The sequence below is a fragment of the Micromonospora sp. DT231 genome (assembly GCF_049847025.1).
In the GTDB taxonomy this organism is placed as follows: domain Bacteria; phylum Actinomycetota; class Actinomycetes; order Mycobacteriales; family Micromonosporaceae; genus Micromonospora.
In genome coordinates, this window is the sequence record NZ_JBNCNO010000018.1 from 102,416 (window position 1) to 114,219 (window position 11,804).

The 11,804-nt window shown below is 69.9% G+C and carries 12 protein-coding genes and 1 tRNA gene; 5 read left to right on the forward strand and 8 right to left on the reverse strand.

Features of this window, described 5'->3' with window-relative positions; genetic code table 11:
• Positions 1 to 38 precede the first annotated feature (38 nt).
• From ACPXBU_RS31990 to ACPXBU_RS32020, 7 genes are all read right to left on the reverse strand, one after another.
• The gene (locus ACPXBU_RS31990) at positions 39 to 752 is read right to left on the reverse strand and encodes an ABC transporter ATP-binding protein (RefSeq protein WP_393363119.1); all 714 of its coding nucleotides are present in this window, start codon (positions 750 to 752) and stop codon (positions 39 to 41) included.
• Positions 739 to 1,680, reverse strand: coding sequence for an ABC transporter ATP-binding protein (locus tag ACPXBU_RS31995; RefSeq protein ID WP_425761049.1), 942 nt, complete (start codon positions 1,678 to 1,680; stop codon positions 739 to 741). The genes ACPXBU_RS31990 and ACPXBU_RS31995 overlap by 14 nt, the downstream gene beginning before the upstream one ends.
• Positions 1,673 to 2,830 carry a branched-chain amino acid ABC transporter permease gene (locus ACPXBU_RS32000; RefSeq protein ID WP_393363125.1) on the reverse strand — a complete coding sequence of 386 codons (1,158 nt, stop codon included), beginning with the start codon at positions 2,828 to 2,830 and terminating at the stop codon, positions 1,673 to 1,675. The genes ACPXBU_RS31995 and ACPXBU_RS32000 overlap by 8 nt, the downstream gene beginning before the upstream one ends.
• Positions 2,827 to 3,810, reverse strand: coding sequence for a branched-chain amino acid ABC transporter permease (locus ACPXBU_RS32005; RefSeq protein WP_393363128.1), 984 nt, complete (start codon positions 3,808 to 3,810; stop codon positions 2,827 to 2,829). The genes ACPXBU_RS32000 and ACPXBU_RS32005 overlap by 4 nt, the downstream gene beginning before the upstream one ends.
• A 66-nt stretch (positions 3,811 to 3,876) precedes the next feature.
• The gene (locus ACPXBU_RS32010; RefSeq protein WP_393363131.1) at positions 3,877 to 5,028 is read right to left on the reverse strand and encodes a branched-chain amino acid ABC transporter substrate-binding protein; all 1,152 of its coding nucleotides are present in this window, start codon (positions 5,026 to 5,028) and stop codon (positions 3,877 to 3,879) included.
• Positions 5,029 to 5,393: 365 nt separating this feature from the next.
• Complete coding sequence (locus tag ACPXBU_RS32015; protein WP_425761050.1) at positions 5,394 to 6,581, reverse strand: hypothetical protein; 1,188 nt, start codon at positions 6,579 to 6,581, stop codon at positions 5,394 to 5,396.
• Between the two features lie 68 nt (positions 6,582 to 6,649).
• On the reverse strand, positions 6,650 to 7,273 hold the full coding sequence (locus ACPXBU_RS32020; RefSeq protein ID WP_088991522.1) for an ANTAR domain-containing response regulator: 624 nt from the start codon (positions 7,271 to 7,273) through the stop codon (positions 6,650 to 6,652).
• An 81-nt stretch (positions 7,274 to 7,354) separates the two neighbouring features.
• Here ACPXBU_RS32020 and ACPXBU_RS32025 point away from each other — a divergent pair.
• The 3 genes from ACPXBU_RS32025 to ACPXBU_RS32035 all read left to right on the forward strand — a co-directional run bounded on the left by ACPXBU_RS32025 (position 7,355) and on the right by ACPXBU_RS32035 (position 8,963).
• Positions 7,355 to 7,437: transfer RNA gene (locus ACPXBU_RS32025), tRNA-Leu, on the forward strand.
• A 31-nt stretch (positions 7,438 to 7,468) separates the two neighbouring features.
• Positions 7,469 to 8,218: a transcriptional regulator gene (locus tag ACPXBU_RS32030; RefSeq protein WP_425761051.1), complete on the forward strand. Its 750-nt coding sequence runs from the start codon at positions 7,469 to 7,471 to the stop codon at positions 8,216 to 8,218.
• A gap of 94 nt (positions 8,219 to 8,312) precedes the next feature.
• Positions 8,313 to 8,963, forward strand: a complete 651-nt coding sequence (locus ACPXBU_RS32035) for an NAD-dependent epimerase/dehydratase family protein (protein WP_425761052.1) — start codon at positions 8,313 to 8,315, stop codon at positions 8,961 to 8,963.
• Positions 8,964 to 8,974: 11 nt separating this feature from the next.
• Here ACPXBU_RS32035 and ACPXBU_RS32040 read toward each other — a convergent pair whose 3' ends face one another.
• On the reverse strand, positions 8,975 to 10,135 hold the full coding sequence (locus ACPXBU_RS32040; protein ID WP_425761053.1) for a trans-sulfuration enzyme family protein: 1,161 nt from the start codon (positions 10,133 to 10,135) through the stop codon (positions 8,975 to 8,977).
• Between the two features lie 102 nt (positions 10,136 to 10,237).
• Between ACPXBU_RS32040 and ACPXBU_RS32045 the strand changes: the two genes are divergently transcribed.
• Together ACPXBU_RS32045 and ACPXBU_RS32050 are read left to right on the forward strand one after the other, a co-directional pair.
• On the forward strand, positions 10,238 to 10,717 hold the full coding sequence (locus tag ACPXBU_RS32045; RefSeq protein ID WP_393363145.1) for an Lrp/AsnC family transcriptional regulator: 480 nt from the start codon (positions 10,238 to 10,240) through the stop codon (positions 10,715 to 10,717).
• Positions 10,718 to 10,777: 60 nt separating this feature from the next.
• A complete protein-coding gene (locus ACPXBU_RS32050) occupies positions 10,778 to 11,800 on the forward strand; it encodes an LLM class flavin-dependent oxidoreductase (RefSeq protein WP_425761054.1) in 1,023 nt (340 codons plus the stop codon).
• Positions 11,801 to 11,804 lie beyond the last annotated feature (4 nt).

Consider the following 11,804-nt stretch of genomic DNA (forward strand, 5'->3'; position numbering starts at 1 on the left):
AGGTGATCCTCGCCGGCCGGCCCCGTCGTCACGCGACCTCAGGCCACGCCGAGGTACGCCTCCTTGACCGACGGATCGTGCAGCAGGTCCTGACCGGACCCCTCCTTCACGATCTGACCGGTCTCCAGCACGTAGCCGCGGTGCGCCCGCGACAACGCCTGCTGGGCGTTCTGCTCCACCAGCAGGATGGTCATGCCCTGCTGGTTGATCTCCGTGATGATGTCGAAGATCTGCCGGATCACCAACGGGGCCAGACCCATCGACGGCTCGTCGAGCAGCAGCAGCTTCGGCCGGCTCATCAGCGCCCGCCCGACCGCGAGCATCTGCTGCTCGCCGCCGGAGAGCGTGCCACCGGCCTGCTTGCGCCGCTCGGCCAGCCGCGGGAAGAGGGTCAGCACCCGGTCCAGGTCGGCGGCGACGCCAGCGGAGTCCCGCCGGGTGTACGCCCCCATGTCCAGGTTCTCCAGCACCGTCATGCCGGGGAAGATCTGCCGGCCCTCCGGCGACTGGCACAGCCCCCGGACCACCCGCAGGTCGGCGCGGAGCCTGGTGATGTCCTCGCCGTTGAACGTGATCTTCCCGCCGGCGAGTGACCGGGTCCCGGAGATGGCCCGCATGGTGGTGGTCTTACCGGCGCCGTTCGCGCCGATCAGGGCCACCACCTCACCCTCGTTGACGGTCAGGTTGATGCCGTGCAACGCCTCGATCCGGCCGTACGCGACGGCGACGTTCTCCAGCTCAAGCAGCGTCATCGGCGGGCTCCCCCAGGTACGCGGCGATCACCTTCGGATCGCGGCTGACCTCCGCGGGCGCACCCTCGGCGATCTTGCGGCCGAACTCCAGCACCACGATCCGGTCGGTGACCCCCATGACCAGGCGCATGTCGTGCTCGATGAGCAGGACGGTCAGGCCCTTGTCACGGATCTGCCGGATCAGGGCGAGAAGCTCCTCCTTCTCCGCCGGGTTGAAGCCGGCGGCCGGCTCGTCCAGGCAGATCAGTTTCGGCTCGGTGGCCAGCGCTCGGGCGATCTCCAGTCGGCGCTGGTAGCCGTACGGCAGGTTGCGCGCCTCGTCGTTGGCCCGGTCGGCGATCCCGACGAAGCGCAGCAGCTCGAGCGCCTTACGCTCGGCCGCCCGCTCCTCCAGGATGTGCCGGGACAGACCGAAGATCTTCGCCGCCGACAGGCGCACCTGCTGCCAGGTCCGGACGATCCCGGACGCGGCGGTGACCTGCGGCAACTCCTCCGGCTTCGGGCGCACCCGGTAGAGCCGGAACAGCGCCCCGGGCACGCTCGTCTTGTGCCGCGAGTCGGTGCCGACCATCACGTTCTCCAGTGCCGTCATCTCCGGGAAGAGACGGATGTTCTGGAACGTGCGGGAGATGCCCAACTGGCTGATCTGGTGCGGCTTGCGGCCGGTCACCCGCTGGCCGCGGAACCGAACGGCCCCCGAGGTCGGCTTGTAGACCCCCGTCATGACGTTGAAGCTGGTGGTCTTGCCGGCGCCGTTGGGCCCGATGAGGCCGAGGATCTCGCCCTCGTAGATCTGGAAATTAATCTTGTCGAGGGCGACCACACCGCCGAAGCGGAGCGTGACGTCGTCGACTTCGAGCAGCACCGACCGAGGCCCCGGTTGGGTGGGGATCTTCGGCGTCGCGGTGCTGGTGGGCTGGTCAGACATGAGCGGGCACCTCCTCTGCATCTGCCGCGCGGTCCTTCAACTCGCGGGCACGCCGCCGACTCGGGACCAGGCCCTGCGGACGCAGGATCATCACCAGGACCATGGCCAGACCGAAGACCAGCCACCGGTAGTCGGCGAAGTCGCGGAACCGCTCCGGCAGGTACGCCAGCAGCACCGCGCCGAGCGAGACGCCGATCATGTTGCCGGATCCACCGACCACGACCATGGCGACGAACAGGATCGAGAGGTTCGCGTTGAACTGGGTCGGGTCGATGAACGCGTTCCGGCTGCCGAACAGGAAGCCGGACAGGCCGCCGAGCGCCGCGCCGATGGCGAACGCCCAGAGCTTGAACTTGAACGGGTACACGCCCATCACCGCGGCGGCGTCCTCGTCCTCCCGGACGGCCAACCAGGCCCGACCGACCCGGCTGTGCTCCAGCCGACGGACCAGGAACACCATGACCAGCACGAAGGTGATCGCCAACCAGTACCAGGGCTTCGCGTCGATCAGACCGAAGACCTTGTTGTCCGGCGACGGCGCGCCCTCCGGGCCGGGGATGGCCGAGATGCCGACCGGGCCGTTGGTCAGGCCGGTGGCGTTGCGGGCCACGATCCGGATGATCTCGCCGAAGCCGAGGGTCACGATGGCCAGGTAGTCACCGCGCAGGCGCAGCGTCGGCCAGCCCAGCAGCACCCCGGAGATCATCGTCAGCACGATCGCGATGAACAGGCAGATCGCCCAGGTCACCGCCCAGGTCGGCGGCAGGTTGAACTCCTGCTGGATCCACTTGACCACGGGCGAGTTCACCGAACCGAACAGCGCAACGCTGTACGCCCCGATGGCGAAGAAGCCGATGTAGCCGAGGTCGAGCAGGCCGGCGAGGCCGACCACCACGTTCAGGCCGATCGCGACCAGCACGTAGATGGCGCAGATGAAGAGCACACCGGCCCAGTTGTTACCGCCCTCGATCGAGTCGGTACGCAACCAGGTCAGGCCCGGGATGCCGAGCAGTGGCAGGTAGTAGAGGATCGCCACGAAGGCGGCGAGCCCGAGGGCCTGCTGCCACTTCGTGAGCGCCCGCCAGCGGTCGCCGATGGAGGTCAGCATGCCGACGCGGCGGCGGTCTGCGGAGCGAATCTTGTCGATCATGCGCGGGCCCTCCCGAGCGACTCACCCAACAGGCCGGTGGGCCGGAACATCAGCACCACGATCAGCACCACGAAGGCGATGACGTCCTCCCAGTTGGACGCGAAGAGCGTGGCGCCGTACACCTCGACGATGCCGAGGAAGAGGCCACCCAGCAGCGCGCCGCGCAGGTTGCCGATGCCACCCAGGACCGCGGCGGTGAACGCCTTCAGGCCCAGCACGAAGCCGATGCTGTTCTGGGTGAAGCCGAACCGCATGCTCCACAACAGCGCGGCGGCGCCGGCCATGATGCCACCCAGCACGAAGATCAGCATGATCACGCGTTCCTGGTTGACGCCCATCAACGCGGCGGTCTCCGGGTTCTGGGCCACCGCCCGCACACCCCGGCCGTACCGGGTGCGGTTGATGAACCAGTCCAGCACCGCCATCATCGCCACCGCCGCGACGAAGACGATCAGCTGGATGTTCGTGATCGCCGTGTTGCCGATGGTGAACAGGGTTTCCTGCTGGATGATCGTCGGCATACCGACGATCTGCCGGGGCCGGCCGAACGCCTCCGGCAGCACGCCACCGAGCAACTTCGGCAGCACCTGCCCGAAGAGCTCCACGAAGACCAGCGACAGACCGATCGCCGTGATCAGGAAGATCAGCGGCGGCGCGTTCTTACGCCGCAGCGGCCGGTACGCGATCCGCTCCAGCGCCAGGGCGGTGCCGCCCGAGGCGACTGCCGCGACGACCAGGCCGAGCACCAGGAACAGGATCGCCTGGCCGATGGGCGGGTTATTTTGCACCCCGAGCTGGGTCCACAGGATCAGCACCGAGAAGGTGCCGACCATGAAGACCTCGGAGTGCGCAAAGTTGATCAGACGAAGGACGCCATAGACGAGGGTGTAACCAAGGGCGATCAGGGCGTAGATGGCGCCCTTGGACAGGCCATCGACCGTGTGCTGGCCGAGATGGCCGATCAGTTCATCGAAATGCACCGGGGGTCTCCTTGAATCGAGTGCGGCCGGGGTGAGACACCCCGGCCGCACTCCATTTCGTGGGCGTCAGCTGAGCTTGAGCTCCTGCAGCGCCTCGATAGCCGTGCCCTTGATCTGGTAGGCCCAGATGACGACCTTCGAGGGGTCGACGTCGCCCTTGGAGTCGAACTTGATGTACTTCGACACACCCTGCTTGTCGTACGCCTTGACGAACGCCAGGATCTCGGCGCGGGTCTTCTTGCCGGCCTTGAAGGCGTCCAGGAAGATCGTCGCGCCGTCGAAGCCCTCGGCACCGTAGGAGCCCGGCGGGATGCCGAACTTCTTCTGGTAGTCCGCCGAGAAGGTGCCGCCGGCCTTGTCAGCCGGGAGGCACGGGCAGGTGATGATCGCGCCCTCGGCACCGCCGGAGGCACCCGCCGGGAACGCCGGGTCGTAGAGACCGTCCGGGCCGACGAACTTGGCCTGGACACCTGCGGCACGCATCTGCTTCACCAGCGGAGCGGCCTCACGGGTGTAACCGCCGTAGAAGACGAAGTCCGCCTGCGCCGACTTGATCTTGGAGATGGTGGCGTCGAACTGCGCCTGCCGCTCCTGGATCTTGTCCTTGTTGACGATCAGCGGGCCGAGCTGCTTGCCCAGCTCCTCGGTGATGCCCGCGCCGTACGCGCTGGCGTCATCGACCAGGAAGACCTTCTGCGCGTTCTGCGTCTTCAGGTAGCTCGCCACCGCGCCGGCCTGCGTGCCGTCGTTGCCGACCACCCGGTAGAAGGACGTGTTGCCCTTCTGGGTCAGGTCCGTGCGGGTCGCCGACGGGCTGACCATGGCCAGGCCAGCGGCCTGGTAGATCGGCATCGTCGCGTCCGACTCACCGGAGAAGTGACCACCGATGACACCGAGGAACGAGTTGTCCCCCGCGATCTGGTTCGCGAACGGGGTCGCCACCGCAGGGTCACCCTGGGTGTCGAACTGCTGCATGGTGACCTTGCAGTTCGGGTTCGCCGCGTTGAACTGCTCCAGGGCGAGATTCGCACCGTTGAGCGACGGGATCACCAGACCCGCGTTGTCACCGGTGAACGCGCCGAAGATCGCGATCTTGCCACCGCAGTCACCGGACGCGGCCTTATCGTCGCCGCCACCAGAATCCTGGCAACCAGCCGAGACCACCAGGGTCGCGGCGAGCGCAACCGCGCCCAGCGCCCGTACATAGCTTCGCCTCACGGCTTCCTGACCTCCTCCAGATGCGGACGCGACTGACCCGTTGCGACGGCGACAGCAGCAGACCGCAATTCCACCCACCCCGCAGGGACTCCCCCTGCGTTACGGCTCGTGATGGCGGAGCGTACCGACACGACATACCGTCCCGGAAGGCCTGAAGGCTGGGTCTGCGAAACCGTTACGAAGACGTGGGCAATCATGTCGATGCCCGTAACAGGTGAATCCGTCAATCGGTCCTTAAGCCCGCGCCCGGGCGCAGTCCGCCCGCGCTCACCGGGACCCCTACCCGCCGAAAAAACCCCCGGTGAACAGCGAAAGCAGCGCCATCTCCGGCAGCCGGGGGTGGCGCCTCGGGGCACCGTCGGCTTTCAGACTCCCGGGCCGGCGGCCCACCACAACCCGGCTCGCGTGCCGTCATCCGCCGCCAACCACCACCGGTCACCCACCGCCACCAGCGTCACGTCCCGATCGACGCCCGCCGGCACGTCGAGCGGCATCGTGACCTCCCGCCACGACCCACCCCGATCCGTCGACACCCACACCGAGTGCCGCGCCCCGTCGGTCACCGCGGCGAACAGCCGATCCCCCGACGACACCAGCGACGCCACCGCCTGCACCCCGGCCCCGGCCCACCGCCCGAACGTCCCACCGGCCACCCAGCCACCGGCCTCCTGCCGCCACGCGCCGAACGTCCCCCCACGCAGCCCGACCGCCACCGGCACCCCGCCGACGAGCGTCACCCGCTGCAACTCCTCGTACTCCGACCCGCCCGGCAACACCGTGCGCCGCCACGAGCGCCCGTCCGGCGACGACCACACCGCCGGGTCACGGTCGATCCGACCGGCCGGCAGCATTCCCCCCACCGCCAGCCAACCCGCAGACGTCGCCACCGCGTCGAACGCCCAGGTCACCCCCACCGCGTCACTGGCCAGCTCCGGCGCGCCCTCGACCAACGCGAACTCCGCCGCGTCCGCCGACGACACCCAGGAGGCCGCACCCGCCGAACGGTTACCGACGATCAACCAACCCGCCGCACCGGCCGTCAGTCGGGAGACGTTCACCGCCTTCGGCCCGCCGTACGTCTCGAACGACGCCTGCACCTCGACGAGCGCGCCATCGGCCACCTGCCGCCACGTGCTCACCCGCGGATAGCCGTGCGCGCCGCCGACCTTGGCCCCGATCAGCGCCGCCTTCCCGTCCCGGCAGGCCACCGACAGGAACACGTTCTGCCGACCGTAGAAGGAATCCGGCCGCACCGGCTGCACCGTCCAGGTCGTACCGTCCACACTGGTCCAGGCCGCCGGTCGGGTGCCACCCTGGGCGTCGAGCACGCCACCGACCACGAACCAGCGACCCGCGCACGCCGTCGCGTCGCGGATGAGAAGACGGCCCGCGCCACCGGGCGGCGCCGGCAGCGCCAGGGGTTGCCAATCCGGCCGCAGCGCCGGCGCGGCGGCCGGCGTCGACTCGGCGTCGCTCGGCGCCCTCGGCCCGTCGCACCCGGCGAGCAGCAGCGCGAAGAGGCCGGACACCGCGATCACCCGTCGGACGGACATCGGCCGATGCTAGCCACCGGGGACCGCGCGCGGTGGCCCGGCGCGGCCGGTTCGCGCGGGTCGGGGACTCAGACAGTCGGCTGCTGCGACACCTCGCCGCCGGCGGTCTCCGCGAGGATCCGCTCGGCGACCTCTTTCATGGTCATCCGGTGGTCCATCGCCGTGCGCTGGATCCACTTGAACGCCTGCGGCTCGGTCATCCCGTACGTGGTCATCAACGCGCCCTTGGCGCGCTCCACCGCCTTGCGGATCTCCAGGCGGTCGGTCAGGCTCGCGACCTCCGCCTCCAGGGCCGCGACCTCGGAGTAGCGCGACAGTGCGATCTCCACCGCCGGGACCAGGTCGCTCTTCTGGAAGGGCTTCACGAGGTACGCCATCGCGCCCGCCGCCCGCGCCCGCTCCACCAGGTCACGCTGGCTGAACGCGGTCAGGATGATCACCGGAGCGATCCGGGCGCCGGCGATCCGCTCGGCGGCGGCCAGCCCGTCCATGATCGGCATCTTGATGTCGAGGATGACCAGATCGGGCTTCAGCTCCTCGGCGAGGCGGACGGCTGTCTCGCCGTCACCGGCCTCCCCCACCACCTCGTAACCCTCTTCGACAAGCATCTCGGCGAGGTCCAGCCGGATCAGCGCCTCATCCTCGGCGATCAACACGCGCCTGCGCTCGGCATCCGTCGGCATCTCAGCCACCAGCCACTCCCACCATCGATCACTGCACGGCTACCACCCATGCTCCCGCATGAGAGTAGTCGGGTACAGTAAGCGCCACCCGCCGGGATGGTGGAACGGCATACACGGAAGTCTCAAACACTTCTGCCCGAAAGGGCTTGCGGGTTCGAATCCCGCTCCCGGCACTCTGTCATACACCTGTTCGATGATGCGGGTGTGCATCCACCGCAGATGCGGGCGCAGGCCCGCGCTCTCCGCGCTCGCGGAGACACCATCCACGCAGTAGCCCGCACCCTCTCCCTGCCGTACGCCACGGTCTGGCACTGGTGCGTCGATCGGCCCGAACCGGTGAAGCGCGGCACGGAGCTACGGTGCTTCCGATGCCGGCCGGATGTCGAGAATCCGACGGAGCCCGCCGCCTATGCCTACCTGCTCGGTCTCTACCTGGGCGACGGTCATCTGGCCATGTCACCGAAGGTCCCGGTGCTCCGAATCGCTTGCACGGCCATCTATCCGAATCTCACCGACGCGTGCGAGGCCGCCATGCTCGCCGTGCTCGCCGCGCGTGTGCAGAGGATCCCCAAGCAGGGCTGCATCTCGATCGAGAGCAGCGGTGCGCACTGGCCGTGCCTGCTCCCGCAGCACGGCCCCGGCAAGAAGCACGAGCGCCCCATCGTCCTGACCGACTGGCAGCGACCAATCCTCGAACGACACCCGGGCGATTTCCTGCGTGGGCTGTTCCACTCCGACGGCTGCCGGTTCGCCAACCGGGTGACCGTGCGCGGCAGGGCGTACGTCTATCCGCGCTACATGTTCGTCAACGAGTCGGCCGAGATCATGGCGCTGTGCCAGTGGGCGCTCGACCTGCTGGGCATCGCCTGGCGGATGAACCGGCGCAACTCGCTCTCGGTGGCGCGGCGGGCTGCGGTCGCCACGCTGGACCGGCACGTCGGCCCGAAGACCTGAGCCGCCGCCTCGCGTGGGTCGTGCCGATCGTGGGAGCCTGATCGACGCGCGGGCGGATGGCCGGTTACCGGGTCGACGACAGGGGTGGGAACTGATGCGGGTGGTCATCTTCGGTGCGACAGGCATGGTCGGCCAGGGCGTGTTGCGGGAGTGCCTGCTCGCCGAGGACGTGCGGGAGGTGGTGACCGTCGGCCGGCGGCCGACCGGCCGGCAGGATCCGAAGCTGCGGGAGCTGACGGTCGCGGACGTGGGCGAGTTGGACCAGGTGCGCGGCGAGCTGACCGGCGTGGACGCCTGTTTCTACTGCCTGGGGGTCTCCTCGCTGGGCCTCGACGAGGCGGCGTACACGAAGGTCAGCTACGACTACCCGCTCGCGGCGGCGCGGCTGTTGGCCGAGGTGAGCCCGCAGGTCACGTTCGTCTACGTCTCGGGTCAGGGGACCGATTCGTCGGGTCGGGGCCGGGTGATGTGGGCGCGGGTCAAGGGTCGCGCCGAGAACGCGATCATCGAGCTGCTGCCCAACGGCTACGCGGCGCGACCGGGTTTCATCCAGCCGACGTACGGGGCGGTGTCGAAGACCCGGTGGTACCGGTTGGCGTACGCGGTCACGCGCCCACTCGTTCCGGTGCTGCGGCGGTTGCTGCCGAACCAGGTCACCACCACCGACGGGATCGGTCGCGCGATGCTGCGGGTGGCCCGGCAGGGCTCGCCGACCCGGGTGTTGGGCAACCGCGAACTGCGGTGACCGGCCGCCGGTCAGGCGATCGTGGCGAGGGCCTGGGCGAGGTCGGCGCGCAGGTCCTCGGGGTCTTCCAGGCCGACCGAGAGGCGCAGGAGACCGGCGGCGGGTTTGGCGTCGCCGTCGACGGGGCGGTGGGTGAGCGAGGCGGGGTGCTGGATGAGGGTGTCCACGCCGCCGAGGGACACCGCGTGCGTGATGAGCTGGCAGGCGCCGGCGACGGCGGCCGCGGCGGGTGCGCCGCCGCGTACCTCGAAGGCGAGCAGGCTGCCGGGTCCGGACATCTGACGCCCGACCAGCGCCGCCGGGTCGTGCGCCGAGGGGTGGTGCACCCGGTGTACGGCGGGGCGGCCGGCGAGCCAGCCGGCGAGCTTCTCGGCGGTGGCCTGCTGGGCGCGCACGCGCAGCGGCAGGGTCTGTAGGCCGCGGTGCAGCAGGTAGCCGCCTAGTGGGTGCAGGATCGCGCCGGTGACCGCGCGGACCTGGCGTAGTCGCACGGCCCAGGTGTCGTCGCAGGCGACGACGCCGGCGAGGACGTCGCCGTGCCCACCGATGCTCTTGGTGGCGCTGTGCAGGACGAGGGTGGCGCCGTGCCGGGCGGGTTGTTGCAGGACGGGGGTGGCGACGGTGTTGTCGACGAGCAGCGGAACGTCGCCGGCCGCGGCGGCGAGGGCGGCGATGTCGACCAGGTCGAGGGTGGGGTTGGCGGGCGTCTCGGCGATGACGAGCGCGGTGTCGGGGCGGATGGCGGCGGCGACCTCGTCGGGGCGGGCCCAGGTGACGGTGGTGCCGAGCAGGCCGGTGGCGAGGACGTGGTCCGTGCCGCCGTAGAGGGGTCGGACGGCGACGACGTGCCGGCGGTCGTCGCGGGCGGCGGCGAGCAGGGTGGCGGTGAGGGCGGCCATGCCGCTGGCGAAGGCGACGGCCTGTGCGGTGCCTTCCAGCTCGGCGAGGGCGCTTTCGAAGCGGGCGACGGTGGGGTTCCAGAGCCGTTGGTAGACGGCGCCGCCCTCGCTCGGGAGGGTGCCGCCGGTGGCGAGTTGTTCGTACGCGGCGCCGCCGTCGTCGACCGAGGGCAGGGGGTTGGTGGTGGACAGGTCGATGGGCGGTACGTGCACGCCGAGGGTGCGGAGGTCGTCGCGACCGGCGTGTACGGCCCGGGTGTCCATCGTTGTCATGCCGGGTAGCGTCGAACATCTTCCGCCTGGGAAGCAATGGGTCGGCAGATGATTCTGTCGGGGGGAGTGGTTTCAGCAAAGGATTCGGGCGAGGATGGTCGGATGTCTCCTGAGCCGAACGATGTGCGGCCGTATCCGGCCCTCGACGAGGTGGACCGCGCCATCCTGAGCGAGTTGGCCGCCGACGGCCGCCTGCCGAACAACGCCCTCGCCGAGCGGGTGGGGGTGGCGCCGTCGACGTGCCTGACGCGTACCCGGGCGCTGCGGGAGCGGGGCGCGATCCGCGGTTTCCACGCCGAGGTGGACCCGGCCGCGCTCGGCCTGCCGTTGCAGGCACTGGTGTCGGTGCGGCTGACCGCGCACGAGCGGGCGGCGGTGGATGCCTTCCGGGCCCGGTCGGTGCGGCTGCCGGGGGTGGTGTCGGTGTTCCACGTGGCCGGCGCGGAGGACTACGTGCTGCACGTGCGGGCGGCGTCCGGCGATGCGTTGCGGGACTTCGTGCTGGACCACCTGGCGGTGGATCCGGTGGTGCAGCACACGCAGACCAGCCTGATCTTCGAACAGGCGCGCGGGATGGGCTGAGCGGCGGGTGAGGTGGCCGACGAAAACCCGCATGCTGGAACAAATCCGATCGGTGGCGGGTTGGCTGACCGTGTGATCACCGTACCGTTGTCTGTTCTTGATCTTGCCCCGGTCGCCAAGGGCACCACCGCTGGCGCGGCCCTGGAGGCCACCACCGAGTTGGCCCGCCGCACCGAGGAGTTGGGCTACCACCGGTTCTGGGTGGCCGAGCACCACAACATGCCGGCGATCGCCAGCTCCGCCCCCGCGGTGCTGCTGGCGCACCTCGCGGCGAACACGTCGACGATCCGCCTCGGGTCGGGTGGGGTGATGCTGCCCAACCACGCGCCGCTCGTGGTGGCCGAGCAGTTCGGCACCCTGGAGGCCCTGCACCCCGGTCGGATCGACCTGGGCATCGGGCGGGCCCCGGGCACCGACCAGGTGACCGCGCTGGCGTTGCGGCGCACCATGGAGGGCCTGTCCGCGGAGGGTTTCCCGCGCGAGCTGGCCGACCTGATGAACTACTTCAGCGGGGCGAAGCCGGGGCAGATCATCGCCACGCCGGGTCGCGGTGAGCAGCCGGCCGTGTGGCTGCTGGGCTCCAGCGGTTTCAGCGCCCAACTCGCCGGCCTGCTGGGTCTGCCGTTCTCGTTCGCGCACCACTTCAGTTCGGCCAACACCCTGCCGGCGCTGGCCCTGTACCGGCAGAACTTCCGGCCGTCGCAGTGGTTGGACAAGCCGTACGCGATGGTGGCGGTCAACGCGGTGTGCGCGGAGACCGACGAGCGGGCCGAGTGGCTGGCGGGGCCGAGCGCGCTGTCGTTTCTGAAGCTGCGCTCCGGCCGGCCGGAGCCGCTGTCGACACCCGACGAGGCGGCGGCGTACCCGTACTCCGAGATCGAGCGGGAGTTCGTCCTTCAGCGCCGCGACGGTCAGGCGATGGGCTCGCCGGAGACGGTGCGCCGGCAGCTCACCGAACTGGTGGAACGCACCGGCGCGGACGAGCTGATGCTGACCACGCTCGTGTACGACGTCGCCGACCGGGTGCGGTCGTACGAGTTGATCGCCGAGCAGGTGGCGGGCGGTCTGCACCGGGACGCATGAAACA

Excerpts from the sequence above, each read along its gene's own strand:
- ACPXBU_RS32035 (WP_425761052.1), top strand. The coding sequence starts at position 8,313 with ATGCGGGTGGTCATCTTCGGTGCGACAGGCATGGTCGGCCAGGGCGTG.
- ACPXBU_RS32040 (WP_425761053.1), bottom strand. The coding sequence starts at position 10,135 with ATGACAACGATGGACACCCGGGCCGTACACGCCGGTCGCGACGACCTC.
- ACPXBU_RS31990 (WP_393363119.1), bottom strand. The coding sequence starts at position 752 with ATGACGCTGCTTGAGCTGGAGAACGTCGCCGTCGCGTACGGCCGGATC.
- ACPXBU_RS32015 (WP_425761050.1), bottom strand. The coding sequence starts at position 6,581 with ATGTCCGTCCGACGGGTGATCGCGGTGTCCGGCCTCTTCGCGCTGCTG.
- ACPXBU_RS31995 (WP_425761049.1), bottom strand. The coding sequence starts at position 1,680 with ATGTCTGACCAGCCCACCAGCACCGCGACGCCGAAGATCCCCACCCAA.
- ACPXBU_RS32000 (WP_393363125.1), bottom strand. The coding sequence starts at position 2,830 with ATGATCGACAAGATTCGCTCCGCAGACCGCCGCCGCGTCGGCATGCTG.
- ACPXBU_RS32045 (WP_393363145.1), top strand. The coding sequence starts at position 10,238 with ATGTCTCCTGAGCCGAACGATGTGCGGCCGTATCCGGCCCTCGACGAG.